The sequence below is a fragment of the Sphingomonas sp. genome, from assembly GCF_025362505.1.
Classification (GTDB): domain Bacteria; phylum Pseudomonadota; class Alphaproteobacteria; order Sphingomonadales; family Sphingomonadaceae; genus Sphingomicrobium.
Genome location: NZ_JANYGG010000099.1, coordinates 1 through 20,909, shown reverse-complemented (window position 1 = coordinate 20,909; position 20,909 = coordinate 1). Strand labels below are relative to the sequence as shown.

Below are 20,909 nucleotides of genomic sequence, written 5' to 3'. Positions count from 1 at the left end.
CCGGAGCCCGGGTCGAAACCCGCCGCTTCGAAGCCCGCGAGCCGTCGAACGGGACCAAGGACGACGTCGGCCCCGCGCTCAACCGCGCCGCCAACCGCGTCGCGACCGAAGTCGCGACATGGATCGGCAATCACGGGTAAGGTGACAGCTAGCGCGGCGGCGCAACGTCGAACGCGATCGTGAGCCGCTCGCCCGCGCCGAACGGGCGGGTGCCGTGCCACAACCACGACGGGAACAGGACAAGGCGGCATGGGCGCGGCTCAACCAATTGTGTTGGCGGCAGGTCGAGGCCGAGATCGGACGGCGGCGAACCAAGTTCGAGCCAACCGTCGGTGCCCGGAAGCTGGTCCGGAAGCGCAACGTAGAGCGCCGAACTGATCCAGCCGTGGGGGTGGACGTGAGCGGAGTGGTGGCCGCCGCCGAATAGGCGCACCGACCAGCTTCCGGCGAAACGGATACGGCGGTCGCGGGGCGGGCCGAGCAAAGGGTTGCCGGCGCGCGGCGCGGGGAGCGCGGCGCGATATTGCTGGACCGCGTCGACGATGGCCGCGCGCGTGGCGCGAAGCTCGGGCTCGAGGCGGCTGAGCAGGGGGCCGTCGGTCTGCGACCCGCCGGGCACGGATTGGTCGAGATATTGTCCGCTGACGACATGGAGCGAACGCAGCGTCGCGGCGAGCGCGTCGAGCGGGAGGCGGTCGGCGGTCGGCGGTCGGCGAGGTCAATGATTTGCACCGTGTCGTTAACCAGGCTGTCGAAGCGCGAGTCCATCGCGAGGCGCCAGGCGAGGAAGGCGTAGGGCCCTGCATCGGCGGCGGCGGGTCTGGCGAGCTCGGCATCGATGAGCGCAAACGCGCGCGTGACGTCGCCGGTGCGCAGCGCGTGGCGGATGCGCCAGATCGGGAGATCGGTCGGCGGGAGGGTAGCGAAGAGGTACGTGGCGTCGTCGAGGCGCCCGCTTTCGGCGGCGGCGATGGCGGCGAAGGGGGCGGTCTCGGTCGGCGCGAGCGGGGCGCGGCGGATGAGTTCGGCTAGCTCGAAATAGGCTTCGCGGCGGATGGCGAGGTCGAACAGCGCGGTCCACAGGCTGGGCTCGGCGGGGTGCGCGGCGAGGGCGCGGTCGATGCTGGCGGCGGCGCGATCGGGGTGGCCGAGCAGCGCTTGGAGCTGGGCGAGGTGGAGGTGGCCGGGGATCCATAGCGGGTTGGCGGCGAGGATGTCGCAAAGCGCGGCAGCGGCGCGCTCGCCTTCGCCTTGGGCAAGGCGCGCGGCGCTCTGCCCGACGAGCAGGTCGCCATCGGCGGGGGCGGGGGCGAGGGCGCGGGCGCGGTCGTAGGCGGGGCGGGCGTCGCGACCGGCCTCCATCAGCGTGCGGGCTAAGCCGTGGGCGATCAGCGGATCCTGGGGAGCAAGGCGGGCGGCAGCGTCGAATGCGGTGATAGCTTCACCGTGCTGGTCGAGCGAGCGGTGGAGCAGCGCAGTCCATTGGTACAGGCGGGCGTCGCGGTGTGCCGTGGCGGCGGCGGCCAGTCGGGGGAGGGCGGCTTCTTCCTCCCCGGTGGCCAGCGCGCGGCTAGCAAGCGCGGCGAGTTCATCGCGAGTCACAGCCCCGCGGCGGCGCCCTCGCCGCCGACGATTGCAGTGACCGCATCGCGCTCGATCGCGCTGAGATCGGGGTGCCACACGTCGAAGATGAGGACGAAGCGAAGCTCGTCGCTGGGATTGGCGGCTTCATGTTCAATCGTGTCGTCGAACAAGAACGCCTCGCCGCGGCGCCATTCGCGAGTCTCGGCGCCGACGCGGAACCAGCAGCCGGGGGGAACGACCAGTGGCAGGTGGCAGACAAGGCGCGCGTTGCTGACCCCGACATGCGGTGGGATGACGGTGTGCGGGGCGAGCAGCGAGAACATCGCGTTGGGCGATGCGCCAGCGATGCGCGGCTGGCCGATGCGCTCGAGCAGGGCGAGGGTGCGCGGGGCGTGGCGGGCATTGGCCTCGACCCGCGCGCCATTCTGCCACAAGTGAATCGCGGTCCAGTCGCGGTTGTGGTTGAGCGGCCGCCACTGGGCCAGCGGGGCGTGGGCTTCATACTGGATGTAGGGGACGAGCTCGGCGCGCTCTGCGGCCATGACCGCGGCGATTTCGTCGGCGATGGCGTCGGTCGCGGCCTCGAGTTCGGCGAGCCAGGGGAACAGGCGGCGGGGGTGGAATTCGCGGCTGACAAGGCCGCTGAAATGGAAGTCGGTCGGCTCGCTGTGGAACGGGCGCGTGCGCCGCAGTATATTGGTCTGGAAACGGACGACGCGGGCGCGCTCCTCGTCGGAGGCGGCGGCGAGCGCGGTGGCGGCATCGGCGGCCATTCGCGCCTCGCGCCGGTCCTGCCAGGCGGCGACGCGCTGCTCGGCGTGGGCGACGATCTGGGCGAGCTGGGGGGGGAGCGGGTCGGCCGGACGGCGGGCGAGGGCGTTGGCGTAGGCGGCGTCGGCGTTGGATTCGGCGAGCCTTTCGAGGAGACTGGCGCGCAAGAGCAGCGCGGTGAAGTCGAGCGGGCTGAGCGCGAGCGCGCGTTCGGCCGAGGCGAGCGCATGTTTCGGGCGGCCCGAGGCGCGCTGGAGCGAGGCGAGCTTGAGCCACAGCGCGGGATTGGCCGGGTCCTGCTCGGCGGCGGCGGCTAGGAGGTCGGCGGCGCGGGCGAGATCGCCGGCGGCGGCGGCCTGGTCGGCATCGCGCGCGAGCTGGGCGGGATCGCTCACCGGCCGTGCTTCATGTCGCCGCCGCTTCCTCGTCAAGCGAATAGCCGAACTTCTCGACCCACGGACGGATGACGGGAAAAATAGGTTTGAGGTGCCGGCGATAGCGCGTCCAGCGACCGGCGGCGCGCCGGTAAATCGGCTCAGTGACCTGGGCATAGCTTGCGGTGCTTACCGGCCCGCGCGCGATTGCGGTCGAGCGATGGTTGAGCAACGCATCGCGCCACTCGAGTCCGAGAAAGGCGACGAGGGGCTCAAGTTCGCGGCGGGGATCCTCGACCATTCGCTCATACACGACTGTGTGGACCGGCGGATGAAGCACGGCCGTCGCCCTGTCGAAGAAGCGAAATGTCAGGTCGTAAAGACGTGCGGCGTCGTCAAGGTCGAGAAAATTGACCATCGCATTGTTGAGGCGGAAGTTGGTGATGAAGCAGCTCAGCAGCACGTCGCACGGATGGCGCAGCGCGAGTATGATCTTCGCGTCGGGGAACAGCCGCCGGATCACCGGCACCTTGTTGAGGTGAAGCGGATGCTTGTCGATGATCAGGCTGTCGGGCCGAAGGTCGATGAGCCCGGCAATCTTCTCGAAATAGCGGTCGCGAGCTGCGCCGATCTCATCGGCGGTCAGGGAGGCAAGCGCGTCCGGCCCGCCCAGATCGCGCTCAGCCTCCCCGAGGAACGGCTCTTCCTCCAGCACCTGCATGTCGCCGTGCCCCATCAGCAGCGTGTCGAGTAGAGTTGTGCCCGAGCGTGGAAAACCGACGAGGAACGCCGGGGTCGGGCGGTCGAGCGCGGGAAGGACGGGCTTGCTCCAGCTGGCGACCCATGCGGGCGTCATCAATTGTTCGGCATGCGCCACCTCGTCGCGATAGAGCGCGGCGCGTTCCCGCGGTTGGGACGGGTCCTCGGCCCACTGGCGGTTCATCTCGGCGAAGGCCTCGAACGCTTCTTCGCTCCGCCCGAGCCGCTCGAGCAATTGCCCACGCAGGTTGAAGCGACGCGCGGCGATGACCGCCTCGCCGACCTGGTCGAGCTCGGCCAGCGCTTCCTCGAACTTATTAGCGCGCTTGAGAATCAGCGCGTGGATGAAGTGCCCGGTTTCCGCGTCCGCGCCAGCCGCCACCGCACGCTGCTGGAGCGGCTGCAACTGAGACTCGCGATTGGTTCGTTCATAAACCGATGCGAGGCCGACGTAGGACGGCGACAGCGTCGGGTCGATAGTCAGCGCGCGCTCGAATGACGCCTCGGCCTCGTCGTAAAGGTTGCGCCAAGCACACTCCTGACCCAGGTCTGAGGCCAGTGGCGCACTCCCCGGATCGAGCGCGACCGCGGCGCGCAGGGCCTGGATCGATTCTTCCTCATGCCCGAGCCGTTTGTAAAATGCGAACAGGTCGGTCAGCGGATACGGGTCATGCGGGAAAGCCGCCGCAGCGGCGCGAAGCTGCGCCTCGCATTCGTCGAACCGGCCCGCGTCGAGCAGGGCATTGGCATAATTGAGTTGGATCGGTGGCGAGTCCGGCACCAGCCGAGCGGCGCGGGCGAGCACTTCGGTGGCCTCCTCGAAGCGGCCGAGCGAACTCAGTGCATTGCCAAGGTTGTTGAGACTAGCCCAGTCGCCCGGATCGGTGGCAATGATCCGTGAATAGGAGTCGACCGCGGCGAGCATATCGCCGGCGGCCTGTGTCAGATGGGCGCGCAGGCGGCGAAGTCGCAGCGATGGATCCACCGCGGCATGGGCTTCGTCGCAATGATCCAGCGCCTCGCGCTCGCGGCCGACACGGATCAGGGCTTCGACGAGGTTACCACGCACGATGTTGTCGCCGGGCTGGGCAGCAATCGCGGGCTCAAGATGGGGCACGGCGTCGGCGAACTGCCCAAGCTGGAGATGGAGCGCGCCGACAAGCGCATGCAGCACCGGATCGTCATGCTGTCCAAGCGCGCGTGCGCCGATCGCGCAGGCTTCGGCAAAACGCCCCTGGCGGGCAAGCCCGGCGGCTTCGCGCAGGGCAGAGTCGGTCGCAACATTCATGAGCTACCCATGAACGATCCGGCCCGGCGTCGGCAAGCGCCCGCTCTCCAAATCGGCCCGCGTTCGCAAAAGAAAGGGGCGATGGTTCGAAATGAACCACCGCCCCAGTTCAGTCGCCGAAGCGACCGGCTTATATGTTGATCGTCACACCGGCGTAGAGGAGCCGGCCGAGTGCGTCGTAGCTGCCCGGATAGGTGTTGCCGTTACAAACCACCGAAGCGCACGTGCTGGCTCCAAATCTGCCACTGCCTGAAGTGAACAAGGGCGGCTGCCGGTCGAGGATGTTGTTCACGCCAAGACGCAGATTGTAGTGATTGCCGACGTTAAATGTCGTGGCCAGGTCAAAGTAGTTCTGCGCCTTCACGCTCGAGCTGTAGTTGTAATAGTTCCCGTTCAGCGTCGTGCTGGCGTTCTTATACTCGACGTCCGCCTTCCCGACATAACGCCACTGCAGCGACAGGCCGACGCCCATCGGGGTGTCAAGCGTGACACGTGCCTTGTGACGCCACTTGGGCGCAGGACCGCCACAGGTCGGACCATAATAGCCCGCGCAGTCATAGATCTGCGTGAGGCCATTATCGACGCCGTAGCGGGTAAGCTTGGTCCCGATCAGGCTCGCCGACGCGTTGCCGAAAGCACCCAGGCGATGCGAGTAGGAGCCGTTGACCTCGATGCCACGCGTCTGGACGCTACCGACGTTGGTCGGAAGGTCGGTGACGAAGCCGTCGGACGAGAGCCACAGCGAACCCGCCGGGTTGCGGTGGATAAGCGCGCAAGCGACGGGGTTCACGTCGTTCGTGCACGAGGCCAGGATCGCGTCCGCGCCGAAGCCCTGGATCGCCTTCTTCACCTTGATGTCGAAATAATCGACCGTCAGCGCGAAGCGGGGGATGAAGGTCGGCTGGAGCACGACGCCAAGCGTCGTGGTGGTCGAGATCTCCGGATTCAGGTTGGGGTTGCCACCGATGAAGCCGTTATACTGCGCCGCCGGGTTGCCCGTCACGTTCTGGCCAACACGGAGGCCCTGGGCGAGACAGCCCCGATCCGCAGCGGTGATGGTGAAGCCCGAGCAGGGGTCAGTCGACCCGTCGAGCGCGACGAGTTGCGGCCCGAACAGCTCCTGGATGTTCGGAACGCGAACCGCCCGGTTATAGCCGCCACGGAAACGAATATCCCGAACAGGAGCGAATTCGACACCGAGCTTGTAGGTATCGGTTTTGAACTTGCCGCCGCTCGAGATCTTGTAGGTCGAGTAGCGGTAACCGGCGTTGAAGCTCAGGTCGTAGATGAAATTGTTGTGCACCAGCGGAAACTGGATTTCGCCGAACAATTCCTTGACGTTGTAGCTGCCCGAGACGGGGAGCGTCGCCGCGCCCTGGCCCGCGAGATCGCCGGTCTGGAACGCGTTATCTGTCTGGAGATTGAGGCTCTCCTTGCGATATTCGGCACCGACGTTGATGCTGACGCCCTCGTTCGAATACGGGCTCTTGATCCCATATTCGCCGAGCCGCCCGGTGAACGAGGCGCTGGCGACCTGCTCGCTGGTGAGGCCCTTCTGGAAGCCCGTTGCGCTCAAATAAGCGAGCGAGGCCGCCGACGGGGTTCCGCCGAATACGTCATAGGGAGCGCAGTTCGGATCGCTGCCGCTCAGAGCCGAGCGGCACACAATCTGGCCGTTCGGCCCGGGAGCGCGGACGGCATCGAGCGCGTTGCGCAGACGCGAGACCGAGAGCTCGTTCGAGTAGACCTGGTTATAGTTGGTCCGGCCATACTGATAATAGCCGTCGTACGACCATGCCTTGCCCAGATCGCCACGCATGCCGACGAGGCCACGGAAGCTGGTGTGCTGCAGATCGCTCTGGCGGGGACCGCCTTCGACGTTGCGGCGCAGCAGCTGGAAGAAGGCTTGGTTGTAGGTCGAGCCGGTCGTCGGATCGAAGAAGTTGAGCGGCGGCGGAGCCGTAGCGGTCCCGTTGATCGAGTTATACAGGCCCGGAGTCAGCGGGAACGTGCCGAGTTGACCAACGATATAGTTGTTCTGCTGGCAGATCTGGCTTCGCTGCGACGCCGACATCAATGGGTTGTCGCAGTTGATCGTGAGCGTGTTGCCGAAGTCGCCCGAGGGAGCGATCTGGGCAACCGTACGGTCGTCCATGAACATGAACTCGAGGTACGGCTTGGCCGCCGGGCTGATCTCGTAATCGGCAAAGAAGCCTGCCGTGTAGCGCTCGTCCGGCCGCTGATAATAGTTGGTCGGGGCGAAATTGTAGCGGTTGAGCGTGCCCTGGGTCAGCGTTCCCGGCCCGAGCGCGCCAACGGTCGAGGACGAAGTGGTCGCCGTGTGATAGAACACGGTGCCGGTCGCCGACGTCGCCGAACCGCCGCACTGCAGCGGGGCGGCCGGATTGAGAACTCCCTTGCCGCCGACCAAGCGAGAAGCGCCAGTATTCTGGACGGTGCAGGCACTATAGTCACGGTTCGCCTGGAGCACCGGACGGACCTTGCGATAGCCGAAATAGGCGACCGCGTGACCGCGATTGTCATTGAAGCCAGAGCCGATCGAAATCGTACCGTCGAACGAGCCGCCATCGACCGTCTGATGCTTGGGATAGCCGTAGCCCGAGAAGTGTGCGGCGCGGGCATCGAGCAGCGGCGGCGTGATCGAGTTGCGGTTATTGTGCTGGTAGACGCCGGTACCGCCGTCGAACCGGATGCCGGTGAAGTTGGTGTCCATGATGAAGTTGACGACGCCGGCGACGGCGTCCGCGCCGTAGGTCGCCGATGCGCCGCCGGTGAGGATCTCGACGCGCTTGACGAGGGACGAGGGGATGAAGTTCAGATCGGCGGCCGAGCTGCCCGGATCGCCCGGCATCAGGCGGCGGCCATTGATGAGGACCAGCGTGCGACTTGCGCCGAGACCGCGCAGGTTGACCGTCGCGGCGCCCGAGGCGCCGTTGGATATCGTCGACGACTGCGCCGCGAACACCTGCGGCAGCGAGTTCAGCAGATCCTCGACGCGCGTCACGCCCTGAAGCTTAATGTCCTGGCTGGTGACGACCGTAACCGGCGCAACCGAGGTCAGGTTGGCCGACGGGATGCGCGTACCGGTGACGACTATATCGGCGGGCTGCTCGACGGGCTTGCCATTGGCATTGGTCGTCGGGGGGCCGTCGGGCTGCGGAGCCGTCCGGGCCAAGGCGGGCGTCGCGAGCATGCCGGCGCCGACAAGAAGTGTCGTTGCGAGCAGGCGATGGCGGAAGCTTTGAGTCATACAATCCCCTTCTGGCCGCTTGATCGCGCGGCCGATGATGGACGGCACACAAGCGGGGCGAGCCGATCAAGTAGTCATGTTAAGTGAAACTATCGGCCACAAGCAACTCCAACTTACAGCTGGACCATGCGAAGATTACGCTATGTTTCTAATTTGTCACAGTCACGCTCTTGCCCGTTACGCGCCTCGCGGTCAGAGTGAGCGCCTCACCAAAGGATGTCCGGCATGCCCAAAACCCTGATCCTGATCGCCGCCCTGATCGCGGCATCGCCCCTGTCCGCCAAGTCGCTTCCGCTCGACAACAAGCCGCCGACGCAAGTCGCGCGCCTGTTGGCGTGCAAGGACTTGGCCGACAGTGCGGCGCGGCTCGCCTGCTATGACCGTGAAACCGCCGCGGTCGGCGATGCCATCAATCGGCGCGACCTCGTCATGGTCGATCGCGAGGCGGTGAAGACCGCGCGGCGCTCACTGTTCGGCTTCTCTATCCCCAGCCTTGGCGGGATCCTCGGCAATGATCGCGACGAGCTCAAAGAACTCGACGGGCAGGTTGCCTTCGCCTCCCAACGCGGCGACGGCACGTACGTCATCGGGCTGCAGGACGGCACGCAATGGACCCAGACCGACGACCGCACGCTGGCGCTCGATCCGCGCAAGGGCGACAAGGTATTCGTCCACCGCGCCGCGATGGGCAGTTACATGCTCAATGTCGGGCGGATGCCGGGCATACGCGTGAAGCGCGTGAACTAACGACCGATCGCCCCCGCGCGGCGTTCGCCTTCAAGGCTGGCGGTGGCATCGGCATAGGCCTCCTGCCGCGCCACGCTCCAGTAGCGCAGCTGGTCGAGCGGAATTCGCACGCCGGTGACCGCACAGCGCACATAATCGCCGTGCGCCAGCAGCCGGAAAGTCCCCGCCATATAATGGAGGCGTGCCTCGCGTCCGCCCTGGTTGAGCAACATCGGATCAGTCCTCGCGGTCGAACAGGCTCGCCTGCGGAGCGACATAGGGCCGCGGGCGCTTGCGCTCAAGGCGGGACGGCTCGGGGCGATCCGCCGACGATGCGCTCGCGTGCTCGACCGCGACCTCGACCTCGCCGTCGGCAAAGCGCAGGCTGAGCGCAGCCGCGGCCCGCGCCGCGTCCGCGCTCACCAGCGTGCGGCCGTCCCGCGTCGTGACCCGGGCGAAGCCGCGCGACAGCGGGCGGTCGGGGTGGACCAGCTGCGCCATCTGCCACAGCGCGGCGAGTCGCTCGGCGGATCGCTCGATCTTCTGCTCGACCAACTCCCTGCGAAGACGCGGCGCTATTCCGGCAAGGTCGGCCCGCGCATGACCGGCGCGCGCGGCGAGTGCCCGGGGAAGTCGGTCGCCAAGTTCGTCGAACCGCTGGCGGGGAAGCGCGATCAGCGCGGCGGGCTCGGGCAAGCGGCACGAGGTCAGCGCCAGCCGCTCCCTCGCCCGCTCCGCCCCGCGCGACAAACATCTTCGGCTCCGCGCCGACAATTCGTCGAGCAGCGCGACCAGTTCGGCGCGCACCGGCACCGCCATCTCCGCCGCGGCGGTCGGGGTCGGCGCGCGGCGGTCGGCGGCATGGTCGATCAGCGTCGTGTCGGTCTCGTGTCCGACCGCCGAGATCAGCGGGATCGGCGAAGTGGCGGCGGCACGGACCACTTCCTCTTCGTTGAACGCCCACAAATCCTCGATCGACCCGCCACCGCGCGCGACGATCAACAGGTCGGGTCGATCTGGCCCTTGCATCGCGCCGAACCCGCGAATCGCGGCGGCGACCTTGGCCGCGGCCCCCTCCCCCTGCACCGGCACCGGCCACACGATCACCCGGGTCGGGCAACGGTCGGCGAGGCGGTGGAGGATGTCGCGGATCACCGCCCCGGTCGGCGAGGTGACCACGCCGATGATGCGCGGCAGGAACGGCAGCGGTCGCTTGTTCGCCTCGTCGAACAGTCCTTCGGCAGCGAGCGCGCGGCGGCGCTTGTCGAGCAGCGCCATCAACGCGCCCTCGCCGGCGAGCTCCATCCGATCGACGACCAGCTGGTATTTCGATCGCCCCGGATAAGTGGTCAGTCTGCCCGACGCGATGACCTCGGCGCCATCCTCGGGGCGAAACGCGAGGCTCGCCGCCTGGCCGCGCCACAGCACCGCGTCCATGACCGCATTCTCGTCCTTCAACGACATATAGCAATGGCCCGAGGCGTGGCGCTTCCAGCCCGAAATCTCGCCGCGCACGCGGACATGGCCGAATGCGCCTTCGACTGTCCGCTTGAGCGCGCCCGATAGTTCGCTGACGCTGAACGGGGGCGCGTTGTCGCCCGGCTTCTGCTGCGCTAACAGTGCGGGCGTGACGTCGTCGGGCATGAACATCCTGCTGCTGGGATCGGGTGGACGTGAAGATGCGCTGGCATGGCGGCTGGCGCAATCACCAAGCTGCGCCCGATTGATCGCCGCGCCGGGCAATCCGGGGATTTCGCGCTGGGCCGAGTGTGTCGCGGTTGATCCGTGCGATCCGGCGGCGGTGGTCGATCTGGCGAAAGCCGAAGCGATCGACCTCGTCGTCGTTGGCCCCGAGGCGCCGCTGGTCGCCGGAGTCGGCGATGCCTTGCGCGCCGCCGGGATTGCGGTGTTCGGGCCCAATGCCGATGCGGCGCGGCTGGAAGGTTCCAAAGGTTTCACCAAGGATCTGTGCGCCGCGAACGACATCCCGACCGCGGCCTATGTCCGGGTCGACACGGTCGGCGACGCGCTCGCCGCGCTCGACCGGTTCGCGATCCCGGTGGTGATCAAGGCCGACGGGCTGGCGGCGGGCAAGGGCGTGACGGTCGCCTTGACCCGTGCCGAGGCAGTCGACGCGATTACGCGCGCTTCCGACGGCCCGATGGTTATCGAGGAATTCCTCGAGGGCGAGGAGGCGAGCCTGTTCGCGCTGGTCGACGGCGCCCGCACGATCGCTTTCGCCTCGGCGCAGGACCACAAGCGGGTCGGCGAGGGCGACACCGGCCCGAACACCGGCGGGATGGGCGCCTACTCCCCGGCCCCGGTGCTGACCCCCGAGCTCGAGGCGCAGGCGATGCGCGAGATCGTCGAGCCGACCGCGCGGGCGATGGCGGAGGCGGGAACGCCGTTTTGCGGCGTGCTGTTCGCCGGGCTGATTCTGACCCGCGATGGCCCCAGCCTGATCGAATATAATGTCCGCTTCGGCGACCCCGAATGCGAGGCGATCATGCCCCGCGTCGACGGCGATTTCGCCGCCTTGCTCCATTCGGTCGCGACCGGACGGCTCGGCGAGGTCCCGCCAAAACTGTCCGACGAGACGACCATGACCGTGGTGGTCGCGGCGAAGGGCTATCCCGCCACCCCGGCGGCGGGCGGCACGATTGGCGGGCTCGATCACGCCGAAGCACTGGTCGGCGTGACCGTGTTCCAGGCAGGGACGAAGCTCAGCGACGGCGCGCTGGTCGCGAGCGGCGGGAGGGTGCTCGCCGTGACCGCGAAGGGCCGCTCGCTCGGTGAAGCCCGCACGCGCGTCTATGCCGCGGTCGATGCGATCGACTTCGCCGACGGTTTCCACCGCCGCGACATCGGCTGGCGCGAACTGGAGCGCATCTCATGAACCGTGCGGTCGTGTTTGGCGCGGGTTTAACGACCGTATTAGCGCTCACTGCACTGTGGCATGGTCCGCTCGGTAATGGCGACCGTTTCGCCGCGTCGGTCGAGGCCAGCGCCCGCGCGCAGCTCGACAGCGACGAGATGATGCAGGTGCAGGCCCACCTTCAGCGCGGCCCGCTGACCCGCCGGCTGATTCTCAGCGGTCCTGCCGACGACTTCCAGCGCCACGAGATCGTGCGGCGGATGGAGCTCATTCCCGGAGTGGGCGAGGCTCGGTGGGTGGCGTCATCCCTGCCCGCGGAGACACGCCGATGATCCCGCTGTTCGCCGAAGTCGCGCTGATGACGCTGGCGGCGTTCGCGATCGGGCTGCTGCTCGCCTATATGGTTGAAGTAAGTCGCCGCAACCGGCGGTGGTAAATCAGGAAGGATGCTCGCGCCGATGATCGACGTCTTCAACCAGTATCTACCGGTCGTAATCATCGCATTGTTGATCGGCGCAATAACCGGCTACCTCCTCTTCTGCCCACGCCAGCGGGTGCGGTTGTTGGATGAGGCGCCGCGTCGGCCGCACATGACCAGCACGCTTCCCAAGGCGGTCGACAAGGCGCCCTCGCCGCTCTCTCCCGGACGTGTCCGCGAGGGCTGGGGCCTCGGCGCCGAGGCCGCGGCGGCGGTGAGCGACGTGTCGGGTGACATCCTGCGCACCCACGTCCACGGCGAATTGCCCGGCGCGTCGGACGATCTCCAGCGACTCAAAGGCGTTGGCCCCAAGTTCGCCACCCTGCTCCACAGCCAGGGCATCTTCCGCTTCGACCAGATCGCGCGACTGACCCCGACCGAAGTCGCGCACATCGACGCCTCGATGGGCGCCTTCCGCGGCCGCTTCACCCGCGACCGGATCGTCGAGCAGGCCGACTATCTCGCCCGCGGCGACGGGGACGGCTACGAGCAGAATTTCGGCAAGCTTTAGGCGGGTTCAATCTCGCGCCGTTTGGGCGGGCTGGCGAGGAGCTTGTCGATCTTGCGGCCATCCATGTCGACCACTTCGAATTTCCAGCCCTGGTGCGCGAAAGTATCCCCCGTCTCGGGCAGGCGTTTGAGCACCGACAGCGCAAACCCGGCGACGGTCGCATAATCGCGCTCGGCGGGCATGTTCATGCCGAACCGATCGATCAGCAAATCGGCACTGGCCGCCCCCGAGACGAGCCAGCTGCCATCCGCGCGCTCGACCAGTGGCGGGTCGTCATCGGCGTCGGCGTCGCTCGCAAACGCCCCGCTCAGCGCCGCCAGGATCGACCCTGGTGTGACGATTCCGTCCAGATGGCCATATTCGTCATGGACCAGCGCCAGCGGCACCTCCGCCTCGCGGAGCACCCCGAGCGCGTCCATCGCGTCCATTAGGTCGGGAATGACCTGGGGCACCCGGGCAAGCCCGCGCAGGTCGAGCTCGCGGCCCTCGAGCAGCGCCAGCAGCAGGTCCCGCGCCGAGACCACCCCGATGATCTCCTCGACCGATCCTTCGGCGATCGGCAACCGGCTGTGCGGTGTCTGGAGCAGCGTCGCACGGATCTCGTCACGATCGGCGTCGGCGTCGATCCAGTCGATCTCGGTGCGCGGCGTCATCACTTCGCGCACCGGCCGGTCGGCCAACCGGACCACGCCCGAGATGATCGCGCGCTCGCTCTCCTCGAGCACGCCCGAGCTGTGCGCCTCGGCGACGACGAGGTGCAATTCCTCGGCAGTGACGTGATTTTCGCTCTCCCGCGTCATGCCCAGCAACGCGAAGATGCCCGCGCTGGACCGGTCGAGCAGCCACACGAACGGCGCGGTCGCCTTGGCCAGCCAGCGCATCGGAATCGCCATCGCCACCGCGATCGGCTCGGGGCTGCGCAGCGCGAATTGCTTCGGGATGAGCTCGCCGATGACGAGGCTGACGAAGGTCGTCACGACAATTACCAACCCGAAGCCGAGATTCTCGGCGGTGTCGTGCGCCAGCCCGAGCCATTCGAGTCGCTGCGCCACCGGTTGGCCAAGACGCGAGCCCGAAAAGGCTCCGTTGACGACTCCGATCAGGGTGATCCCGCTCTGCACCGTCGACAGGAAGCGCCCCGGGTCGGCGGCAAGGTCGAGCGCGCATTGGGCGCCCTTGCTGCCTGCCTTGGCAAGGCCCTTGAGGCGCGCCTCCCGCGCCGACACGATCGCCAACTCGCCCATCGACAGCAGGCCGTTGAGCGCGACCAGCGCGAGGATCAGGATCAGGCTCAGCCAAGGGAAAGGGAGGAGGGGGGCGCTCATGGGCAGGACTTGCGTCTAACCCCCATTGGCAGGCGGCGACAAGGGGACGGTGATGTCTGTTCGGTCTGCCGCTAAATACGGCGGGCGGCGAAGAAGGCGCGCAACTGGTCGGCGGCGAGCGCCTCGCCGATACCCCCGAGCACCTCGGGCCGGTGATGGCAGGTGGGCAAGCTGTACAGCCGGGGGCCGCTGACCACCGCGCCGCCCTTGCGATCCTCGGCGGCGAATACCAGTTTCTCAATCCGCGCGAGGCCGATTGCGGCGGCGCACATCGCGCACGGTTCGAGCGTCACCCACAAGGTGCAGCCGTCAAGCCGCGCCTGGCCGAGCCGGGTCGCGGCGTGGCGGATGGCAACGATCTCGGCATGGGCGGTCGGGTCGAGCGTCCCGCGCATCGCGTTGCGCGCTTCACCGACGATGTCCTTGCCGTGGGTAACGACCGCGCCGACCGGGACTTCGCCGGCGGCGGCGGCCTCAGCGGCGAGCGCAAGCGCACGGGCCATGGGCGCGGGGAACGGAAAGCCGGTCATGCCAGGTGGCTTAACGGCTTCCGCGAGGATCGTCACTTCGCCTGGTTCGCCAGTGCAGCGTTTGCCTGGGCCGCATTCGCCTGCGCGGCGTTCTGGGCGTCCTTGCCGGGACGATTGACCTGGAGCGACGGCAGCGGGAACGCGACCTTTGGCAAGGTCACCTCGCGCCGCTGCGTGCCGACCGCGACCGAGCCGGTTTCGACGTCGAAAGACGGCGACTGGCCCCCCTTCGTGACGACGGCACCATTGGTGACCGCCACGCTCGGCACCCGCGCCGGGCGGGTCTGGTTCAAGTGGACGAAGCCCGAGGCGAAGGCGAGGATCACCGCGACTACGGCGACAATCAGCAGCAGAAGTATGGCGCGCATTATGGGGTTTCCCTATCCTGACTGTGACGGTAACGCGACAGCGATGCGGGAGTTGCGTCGGTGCGCGACTTCGACCCGGACCAAGCCGCGAGGTTGACGCGAATCGGCAGGGCGGCTATCGGCCCACGCTTCCGGACGCTTGGCGCCCGTTCAATCAGGATTTCACATATGTCGCGCGTTTGCGAGCTGACCGGCAAGGGCCGGCAGGTGGGTAACAATGTTTCCCACGCCAACAACAAGACCAAGCGGACCTTCCTGCCCAACCTGCAGAATGTCACGCTGATCAGCGATGCTCTGGCGAAGAGCGTCAAGCTCAAGGTGTCGACGCACGGCCTGCGTTCGGTCGAGCATGTCGGCGGCCTCGACAATTGGCTGACCAAGACGCGTGCCGAGAAGCTCTCGCCGCGCGCGCAGAAGCTGAAGCGCGAACTCAAGAAGAAAGCTGGCGCAGCCGCCGCCTGAACGACATCTGATTTAGTCCCGCCCGCGCCAACGGCCCGGCGGGACATCGAGCGCGAACAGCGCCGTCGTCATCGGTCTCTGGAAATTATCGTCGGTCACCAGCCATAGCCTGGTTCCGCCATCGGCGCGTGGTTCGGCGGCGATCCCCTCGAGATTCATGAACATGCCGACGTCGAGCGGCACGCGGCGTTCGACCCGCCAGCCCGCGGTCGTGCGCACCAGCGCGCCGAGTCCCAGGCGAAAACCGGTTACCTCGAGATTGCGCATCAGCACGATTGTCTCGCCATTGGCGAGCCTGACCATGTCCGAAATATCGCTGCCGACGCCGCCGAGCGGTTCACTGGCCGACTTGCTGCCGGCCTCGAACACGACCTCGTGCGCCAGTTCAGGCACGACCTCCAGGCGGTCCGGCTCGGCCAGCATCGCCTCGATGCCCCGATTGAACGGCCACCGCTTGCGACCGAACCGCAGCGAGCCAAGCGCGTGGGTCAAGTCGCGATCATAAAGCCACAGCTGGTTGCTCGTCTCGAAACCGATCCACCAGCCACGCCCCCGCGTGTCGCGCGCGAGCGATTCGCTGTCACGGTCGGTCTTGCTTGCCGGCGAGCCCGGACCGTCGGGCAGGTCGGCGATCTCGACCGTCGGCGGCCCGTCGCCAGGGCGAGGGAAGCGAAACACTACGCCGTTGTCGCTGACCGCGAGCAGCCCGCCGCGATCGATCGCCAGTGCCGACAGGCCACCGAAGCGAGGATCGGGCGCGGTCAGCCGCCATGCCCCGACGAGCCGCAGCGGAACGACGCTTGCCGGATCAATCGCGATCGTCACCGCGGTCAGCGCGACGCTTCGCCGCGGCATAGCGTAGCGATCGGGTCCCTCGTCCCACCGCCACGCCACCGCCAGGACGATCGCGGCGACCAGCAGTCCACCGACCAGGCCCGCCAAGCTGAACCGCGGCTGCAACCGGCGTTCAGCTTCGTTCAACCCCGAATCGTGCATAAACCCTTCCATCGACGCGGTTTTCCCCCTTTTCCGCGTCGTGTGCCGCAGCGTATCGGCGGTGAGTTCCCTCGCGTCGCGTAACGAGGGGGGGCCGGTGTGGAAACATGCCGGCCCCAATTTATTTGAGGCCGTCCGGGCCCGGCCTGCACCCTATTTGATATCGAACAACCCCGCCAGCTGATCGACCAGCGCGCCGCCCAGTTGCTCGGCGTCCATGATCGTCACCGCCCGTTGATAATAGCGGGTCACATCATGGCCGATGCCGATCGCCGCCAGTTCGACGCTCGACCTTTGCTCGATCCACCCGATCACCTGCCGCAGATGCGCATCGAGGTAGGAGCCGCCATTGGCCGATGCGGTCGAATCATCGACCGGCGCCCCGTCCGAAATGACCATCAGGATCCGCCGCTCTTCGCGCCGCGTCATCAGCCGGTTGTGCGCCCACAGCAGCGCCTCGCCGTCGATATTCTCCTTGAGCAGCCCCTCGCGCATCATCAGCCCGAGGCTTTTGCGCGCATGGCGGTAAGGCTCGTCGGCGCGTTTGTAGATGATATGGCGCAGGTCGTTGAGCCGGCCGGGGGTCGGCGGTCGCCCCTCGGCCAGCCACGCCTCGCGGCTCTGCCCGCCCTTCCACGCCCGCGTGGTAAAGCCGAGGATCTCGGTCGCGACCCCGCACCGCTCGAGCGTGCGCGCGAGGATGTCGGCGCTGGTCGCCGCGATCGAAATCGGCCGTCCGCGCATCGATCCCGAATTGTCGATCAGCAGGCTGACCACGGTGTCCCGAAACTCGGTCTCGCGCTCGATCTTGTAGCTCAGCGAATGCGCTGGTGAGACGATCACGCGCGCCAGCCGCGCGGCGTCGAGCATCCCTTCTTCCTGGTCGAAGTCCCAGCTGCGCGCCTGCTGCGCCATCAACCGCCGCTGCAACCGGTTGGCGAGCCGTGTGACCACGCCCTGCAACGCCGCCATCTGCAGGTCGAGCGTCGCCCTCAGCCGGGCAAGCTCTTCCTCGTCGCACAGTTCGGCTGCGGCGATCTCCTCGTCGTGGCGCGTCGTATAGGCGCGATAGTCGGTGAACGGAGCCTCGGCCCAGTTGCGGCGGCCGTTCTTCGGCTGGGCCTGTTCGTCGCCCTCCTCGCCGGCGCTGCTTTCGTCACCGTCGATTTCCTGTTCCGACGAAGGCCGCTCCTCGCCGCTGTCATCCTCCCCCTGCTCGCCGCGCATCTCGATCTCGCCGCCCGCCTCGGCACCCTGGTCGCCGACATCGTCGGGTTCGTCCGCGCCTTCCTCTTCGCCCTGCTCCTCGTCGCCGCCCTCGTCGGGCGTCTCTTCGGCCAGGTCCTCGGCGTCGGCGAGGTCGAGGTCCTGCAGCAACCGCCGGGCAAGCGTCGCGAAGGCGCGCTGATCGTCGATCGTCAGCGCCAGCGCGTCGAGCTCGGCCGCCGCCTTGTCCTCGATCCACGGCGTGACGAGCGCGAGCCCGGTCCGCGCGGCCACGGGCGGCGGTGCGCCGGTCAGCCGTTCGCGCGCGAGCAGTCCGATCGCGGTCGCCAGCGGCACTTCCTCGGCGGTGCGCGCCCGCGTGATCGCATCGCCGCGCACCCGCGCTTCGGCCAGTTCGGCGAGGTTCCCCCGCACCCCCGCCATCTGCCGAGCGCCGAGCGCCTCGACCCGCGCGCCCTCGAGCGCATCGAACACGGCGCGGGCCTCGGCTTCGGCCGGCGAGCGGCGCGCGTGCAGCTTTGCATCCGAGTGCCGCACCCGCAACGCCAGCGCATCCGCCGCCCCGCGCGCCTCGGCCACCAGCCGGGGTTCGAGCGCAGGCCCAGGCGACACCACCCGCGCGACCTTGCCGATCGCCCCGCCCGACGCCTCCTGCCCAAACGCCACTTCGACCTCGCCATCACGCGCGATGGCGCGAGCCGCCCCGGCGAGAACGCGGCGAAAACGGTCGAGAGAGTCGATCTGGCTCACGCCTTGCCGACGACGCTTTCGGGAAGGTCCTTGCCGAACACGCGCTGGTAATATTCCGCGATCAGCGGGCGCTCGCTTTCGTCGCACTTGTTGAGGAAACTGAGCCGGAAGGCAAAACCGACGTCGCCGAAGATCATCGCGTTCTGGGCCCAGCTGATGACCGTGCGCGGGCTCATCACCGTCGAGATGTCGCCGGCGATGAAGCCCTGGCGCGACAGGTCGGCGACCTTGACCATCTTGTCGACCTCGGCCTTGCCGCCGGGATTGTCATAATCGCCCGACTTGGCGAGCACGATCTGCGCCTCGGTCGCGGCGGGGAGGTAGTTCAGCGTCGCGACGATGTTCCAGCGGTCCATCTGGCCCTGGTTGATCGCCTGCGTGCCATGATAAAGCCCAGTCGTGTCGCCCAGCCCGATGGTGTTGGTCGTCGCGAACAGCCGGAAATAGGGGTTCGGTCGGATCACCCGGTTCTGGTCGAGCAGGGTCAGCTTGCCCTCGACCTCGAGCACGCGCTGGATGACGAACATCACGTCGGGGCGGCCGGCGTCATATTCGTCGAACACCAGCGCGATCGGGTGCTGGATCGCCCACGGCAGCAAGCCCTCGCGGAACTCGGTCACCTGCTGTCCGTCGCGCAGCACGATCGCGTCGCGACCGATGAGGTCGATGCGGCTGATGTGCGCGTCGAGGTTGATGCGGATGCACGGCCAGTTCAATCGCGCCGCGACCTGCTCGATATGGGTCGACTTGCCGGTGCCGTGATAGCCCTGGATCATCACCCGCCGGTTGCGCGCGAAGCCGGCGCAGATCGCCAGCGTCGTGTCGGGGTCGAACACATAAGCCGGGTCGAGGTCGGGAACGCGCTCGTCGGCTTCGGAGAAGGCCGGCACTTCCATGTCCGAGTTGACCCCGAAGGCGTCGCGGATCTTGACCATCTTGTCGGGCGCGGCGAGCACCGTGTCGTTGCGGGCGTCGAGGTTGACGTTGGGAATGTCGGTCATGAATCGGTTCTTAGTCCACTGGCGTCGACCTCTCAACCACCCGAGCCGACTTTCGGGGGCAATACGAACAGGGTGACGAACTTCTGAGCCAGCGCGCGGTCGCCGGTCACGCCGAGCAGGTCGAGCGGCTGGCCGCCATAGACCACCGCCGCGAGCGTGGCCGGGGCGCCGGAAAAGACCACGTCGCAGCCATCGAGCGACCCGCGGGCGATTTTGATCTGACCCTTCTTGACCCGCGCGGCATAGTCGTCGGCCCCGAACCGGAAGCCGATCCTGGCGTCGATCCCCTTGGCGCGCTTATCCGAGATCATCGTCCGGAACGACAGCAGGATCGAAACCCCGCTGATCGGCAACGTCGGATCGTGGCCGGGCGAGCGCGCCGCCCAGCGACCGAGCGCCTGGACGATGGGTTCGGCCTCCAGCCCCCACTCGGTCGCCTCATAGACCTGGACCGAGGCCGGCGGCGGCAGCTTGCGCCGCCGGACAAGCCCGCGCTGATCGAGCTCGGCAAGCCGCTGGGTCAGCACGTTGGCGCTGATCCCCGGCAGCGCCGCGCGCAGTTGGGAGAAACGGCGCGGCCCGAGCATCAGTTCGCGCAGCACGAGCAGCGTCCACCGTTCGCCGATCAATTCAAGCGCGTGCGCCGTCCCGCACGCATCGTCGTACTGCCGCTTGTCGTTCCTCGGCGACGGCTCATCTTTCAAATAGGTTATGTTTTCTAACTTCACGGTTGTGATATATTATCTAAGTGGGTATCAAGCAAGGGCCAACCGAGTCGCAGGAGTTGAAACATGGCTGATTCCCAGATGATCTTCGTCAACCTCGCGGTCACCGACCTCGCCGCCTCGCGTCGCTTTCTTGAAGCACTCGGCGCGACGAACGATCCCAGGTTCAGCGACGACACCGCCGCGATGATGCGCTTTTCGGACAGCGTGAACTTCATGCTGATGACCCACGCCAAGTTCGCCACGTTCACCGACCGCGAAATCATCGATCCGCGCCGCCAGGTACAGGCGTTATTGGTCCTGTCGCGAACCGACCGTGCGCATGTGGATCAGTCGGTCGAGGCTGCGGTCGCAGCCGGCGGCACGGCCGACCCGACGCCCAGGACCGAATATGGCGAGACAATGTACGGCCGCTCGGTCGCCAGTCCCGATGGCCACATGATTAAAATGATGTGGATGGCCCCGAGCGAGCAGGAGCGGCAAGAAAGGATGAAGCTCGAGGATGCAGCACGCTAGGAAGCGCCGGCGAGGCTACCGCACCAGGCCCTAGTCGCCCTGGCCGGGCTCGGCGCTGAAGTATTTCTCGAACTTGCCTTCCTGCCCCTTATACTCGTCGGCGTCGGCCGGGCTTTCGCGCTTGCGCGTGATGTTGGGCCATTCGGCCGAGAAGCTCGCGTTGAGCTCGAGCCACTTCTCGTTGCCGCTCTCGGTATCGGGCAGGATCGCCTCGGCCGGGCACTCGGGCTCGCACACCCCGCAGTCGATGCACTCGTTGGGATTGATGATGAGCATATTGTCGCCCTCGTAGAAGCAGTCGACCGGGCAGACCTCGACGCAGTCCATATATTTGCAGCGGATGCAGGCGTCGGTGACGACGTAGGTCATGGG

General features: G+C 67.3%; 21 protein-coding genes. 7 read left to right on the top strand and 14 right to left on the bottom strand.

Going from position 1 to position 20,909, the window contains the following annotated elements:
* Positions 1 to 148: 148 nt before the first annotated feature.
* Positions 149 to 433, bottom strand: coding sequence for a putative 2OG-Fe(II) oxygenase (locus tag Q0R27_RS13470; protein ID WP_366080167.1), 285 nt, complete (start codon positions 431 to 433; stop codon positions 149 to 151).
* Between the two features lie 293 nt (positions 434 to 726).
* On the opposite strand from Q0R27_RS13470, the gene Q0R27_RS13465 reads away from it, so the two are divergent.
* Positions 727 to 1,032, top strand: coding sequence for a hypothetical protein (locus tag Q0R27_RS13465; RefSeq protein WP_366080165.1), 306 nt, complete (start codon positions 727 to 729; stop codon positions 1,030 to 1,032).
* 566 nt (positions 1,033 to 1,598) lie between these two features.
* Here the strand turns inward: Q0R27_RS13465 and Q0R27_RS09680 are convergent.
* The 3 genes from Q0R27_RS09680 to Q0R27_RS09670 form a co-directional block, all read right to left on the bottom strand.
* Positions 1,599 to 2,750 carry an aspartyl/asparaginyl beta-hydroxylase domain-containing protein gene (locus Q0R27_RS09680; RefSeq protein ID WP_293943820.1) on the bottom strand — a complete coding sequence of 384 codons (1,152 nt, stop codon included), beginning with the start codon at positions 2,748 to 2,750 and terminating at the stop codon, positions 1,599 to 1,601.
* 10 nt (positions 2,751 to 2,760) lie between these two features.
* On the bottom strand, positions 2,761 to 4,776 hold the full coding sequence (locus Q0R27_RS09675; RefSeq protein ID WP_293943818.1) for a tetratricopeptide repeat-containing sulfotransferase family protein: 2,016 nt from the start codon (positions 4,774 to 4,776) through the stop codon (positions 2,761 to 2,763).
* 130 nt (positions 4,777 to 4,906) lie between these two features.
* On the bottom strand, positions 4,907 to 8,047 hold the full coding sequence (locus Q0R27_RS09670; RefSeq protein ID WP_293943816.1) for a TonB-dependent receptor: 3,141 nt from the start codon (positions 8,045 to 8,047) through the stop codon (positions 4,907 to 4,909).
* Positions 8,048 to 8,272: 225 nt separating this feature from the next.
* Between Q0R27_RS09670 and Q0R27_RS09665 the strand changes: the two genes are divergently transcribed.
* On the top strand, positions 8,273 to 8,794 hold the full coding sequence (locus Q0R27_RS09665) for a hypothetical protein (RefSeq protein ID WP_293943814.1): 522 nt from the start codon (positions 8,273 to 8,275) through the stop codon (positions 8,792 to 8,794).
* Here Q0R27_RS09665 and Q0R27_RS09660 read toward each other — a convergent pair.
* Positions 8,791 to 9,006, bottom strand: a complete 216-nt coding sequence (locus tag Q0R27_RS09660; RefSeq protein WP_293943812.1) for a DUF2093 domain-containing protein — start codon at positions 9,004 to 9,006, stop codon at positions 8,791 to 8,793. The genes Q0R27_RS09665 and Q0R27_RS09660 overlap by 4 nt on opposite strands.
* Before the next feature lie 4 nt (positions 9,007 to 9,010).
* Entirely contained in the window at positions 9,011 to 10,417 is a 1,407-nt protein-coding gene (gene xseA, locus Q0R27_RS09655) for an exodeoxyribonuclease VII large subunit (protein ID WP_293943810.1), read from the bottom strand.
* On the opposite strand from xseA, the gene purD reads away from it, so the two are divergent.
* The 3 genes from purD (at position 10,416) to Q0R27_RS09640 (ending at position 12,637) form a co-directional block, all read left to right on the top strand.
* Positions 10,416 to 11,669 (top strand): phosphoribosylamine--glycine ligase, encoded by a 1,254-nt coding sequence (gene purD, locus Q0R27_RS09650; RefSeq protein WP_293943826.1) that lies wholly within the window; start codon positions 10,416 to 10,418, stop codon positions 11,667 to 11,669. The genes xseA and purD overlap by 2 nt on opposite strands.
* Positions 11,666 to 11,980 (top strand): hypothetical protein, encoded by a 315-nt coding sequence (locus Q0R27_RS09645; protein ID WP_293943807.1) that lies wholly within the window; start codon positions 11,666 to 11,668, stop codon positions 11,978 to 11,980. The genes purD and Q0R27_RS09645 overlap by 4 nt, the downstream gene beginning before the upstream one ends.
* 126 nt (positions 11,981 to 12,106) lie before the next feature.
* The gene (locus Q0R27_RS09640; RefSeq protein WP_293943805.1) at positions 12,107 to 12,637 is read left to right on the top strand and encodes a hypothetical protein; all 531 of its coding nucleotides are present in this window, start codon (positions 12,107 to 12,109) and stop codon (positions 12,635 to 12,637) included.
* Here the strand turns inward: Q0R27_RS09640 and Q0R27_RS09635 are convergent.
* The 3 genes from Q0R27_RS09635 to Q0R27_RS09625 form a co-directional block, all read right to left on the bottom strand.
* On the bottom strand, positions 12,634 to 13,962 hold the full coding sequence (locus Q0R27_RS09635; RefSeq protein ID WP_293943803.1) for a hemolysin family protein: 1,329 nt from the start codon (positions 13,960 to 13,962) through the stop codon (positions 12,634 to 12,636). The two genes, Q0R27_RS09640 and Q0R27_RS09635, sit on opposite strands and share 4 nt — an antisense overlap.
* 71 nt (positions 13,963 to 14,033) lie before the next feature.
* Entirely contained in the window at positions 14,034 to 14,492 is a 459-nt protein-coding gene (locus tag Q0R27_RS09630) for a nucleoside deaminase (RefSeq protein ID WP_293943801.1), read from the bottom strand.
* Between the two features lie 32 nt (positions 14,493 to 14,524).
* Positions 14,525 to 14,860 carry a hypothetical protein gene (locus tag Q0R27_RS09625; protein ID WP_293943799.1) on the bottom strand — a complete coding sequence of 112 codons (336 nt, stop codon included), beginning with the start codon at positions 14,858 to 14,860 and terminating at the stop codon, positions 14,525 to 14,527.
* Between the two features lie 168 nt (positions 14,861 to 15,028).
* Here Q0R27_RS09625 and rpmB point away from each other — a divergent pair, with 168 nt between their 5' ends.
* Entirely contained in the window at positions 15,029 to 15,322 is a 294-nt protein-coding gene (gene rpmB, locus Q0R27_RS09620) for a 50S ribosomal protein L28 (protein WP_293943797.1), read from the top strand.
* 12 nt (positions 15,323 to 15,334) lie between these two features.
* On the opposite strand, the gene Q0R27_RS09615 is transcribed toward rpmB, so the two are convergent.
* The 4 genes from Q0R27_RS09615 to Q0R27_RS09600 form a co-directional block, all read right to left on the bottom strand.
* On the bottom strand, positions 15,335 to 16,318 hold the full coding sequence (locus Q0R27_RS09615; protein WP_293943795.1) for an esterase-like activity of phytase family protein: 984 nt from the start codon (positions 16,316 to 16,318) through the stop codon (positions 15,335 to 15,337).
* 153 nt (positions 16,319 to 16,471) lie between these two features.
* Positions 16,472 to 18,295: a cobaltochelatase subunit CobT gene (gene cobT, locus Q0R27_RS09610; RefSeq protein ID WP_293943793.1), complete on the bottom strand. Its 1,824-nt coding sequence runs from the start codon at positions 18,293 to 18,295 to the stop codon at positions 16,472 to 16,474.
* Positions 18,292 to 19,296 (bottom strand): cobaltochelatase subunit CobS, encoded by a 1,005-nt coding sequence (cobS, locus tag Q0R27_RS09605; RefSeq protein WP_293943791.1) that lies wholly within the window; start codon positions 19,294 to 19,296, stop codon positions 18,292 to 18,294. Before cobS ends, cobT begins: the two co-directional genes overlap by 4 nt.
* A gap of 32 nt (positions 19,297 to 19,328) precedes the next feature.
* Positions 19,329 to 20,000: a winged helix-turn-helix transcriptional regulator gene (locus tag Q0R27_RS09600; protein WP_293943790.1), complete on the bottom strand. Its 672-nt coding sequence runs from the start codon at positions 19,998 to 20,000 to the stop codon at positions 19,329 to 19,331.
* An 87-nt stretch (positions 20,001 to 20,087) separates the two neighbouring features.
* On the opposite strand from Q0R27_RS09600, the gene Q0R27_RS09595 reads away from it, so the two are divergent.
* A complete protein-coding gene (locus Q0R27_RS09595; protein ID WP_293943788.1) occupies positions 20,088 to 20,537 on the top strand; it encodes a VOC family protein in 450 nt (149 codons plus the stop codon).
* 30 nt (positions 20,538 to 20,567) lie between these two features.
* Here Q0R27_RS09595 and fdxA read toward each other — a convergent pair whose 3' ends face one another.
* Positions 20,568 to 20,906 (bottom strand): ferredoxin FdxA, encoded by a 339-nt coding sequence (gene fdxA / locus Q0R27_RS09590; RefSeq protein ID WP_293943824.1) that lies wholly within the window; start codon positions 20,904 to 20,906, stop codon positions 20,568 to 20,570.
* Positions 20,907 to 20,909 lie beyond the last annotated feature (3 nt).

Coding starts and splice junctions, on each gene's coding strand:
- Q0R27_RS09670 (WP_293943816.1), bottom strand. CDS start 8,047: ATGACTCAAAGCTTCCGCCATCGCCTGCTCGCAACGACACTTCTTGTC.
- rpmB (WP_293943797.1), top strand. CDS start 15,029: ATGTCGCGCGTTTGCGAGCTGACCGGCAAGGGCCGGCAGGTGGGTAAC.
- Q0R27_RS09630 (WP_293943801.1), bottom strand. CDS start 14,492: ATGACCGGCTTTCCGTTCCCCGCGCCCATGGCCCGTGCGCTTGCGCTC.
- fdxA (WP_293943824.1), bottom strand. CDS start 20,906: ATGACCTACGTCGTCACCGACGCCTGCATCCGCTGCAAATATATGGAC.
- Q0R27_RS09625 (WP_293943799.1), bottom strand. CDS start 14,860: ATGCGCGCCATACTTCTGCTGCTGATTGTCGCCGTAGTCGCGGTGATC.
- Q0R27_RS09660 (WP_293943812.1), bottom strand. CDS start 9,006: ATGTTGCTCAACCAGGGCGGACGCGAGGCACGCCTCCATTATATGGCG.
- purD (WP_293943826.1), top strand. CDS start 10,416: ATGAACATCCTGCTGCTGGGATCGGGTGGACGTGAAGATGCGCTGGCA.
- Q0R27_RS09595 (WP_293943788.1), top strand. CDS start 20,088: ATGGCTGATTCCCAGATGATCTTCGTCAACCTCGCGGTCACCGACCTC.
- Q0R27_RS09645 (WP_293943807.1), top strand. CDS start 11,666: ATGAACCGTGCGGTCGTGTTTGGCGCGGGTTTAACGACCGTATTAGCG.
- Q0R27_RS09675 (WP_293943818.1), bottom strand. CDS start 4,776: ATGAATGTTGCGACCGACTCTGCCCTGCGCGAAGCCGCCGGGCTTGCC.
- Q0R27_RS09615 (WP_293943795.1), bottom strand. CDS start 16,318: ATGCACGATTCGGGGTTGAACGAAGCTGAACGCCGGTTGCAGCCGCGG.
- Q0R27_RS09635 (WP_293943803.1), bottom strand. CDS start 13,962: ATGAGCGCCCCCCTCCTCCCTTTCCCTTGGCTGAGCCTGATCCTGATC.
- Q0R27_RS09665 (WP_293943814.1), top strand. CDS start 8,273: ATGCCCAAAACCCTGATCCTGATCGCCGCCCTGATCGCGGCATCGCCC.
- Q0R27_RS09640 (WP_293943805.1), top strand. CDS start 12,107: ATGATCGACGTCTTCAACCAGTATCTACCGGTCGTAATCATCGCATTG.
- cobS (WP_293943791.1), bottom strand. CDS start 19,296: ATGACCGACATTCCCAACGTCAACCTCGACGCCCGCAACGACACGGTG.
- xseA (WP_293943810.1), bottom strand. CDS start 10,417: ATGCCCGACGACGTCACGCCCGCACTGTTAGCGCAGCAGAAGCCGGGC.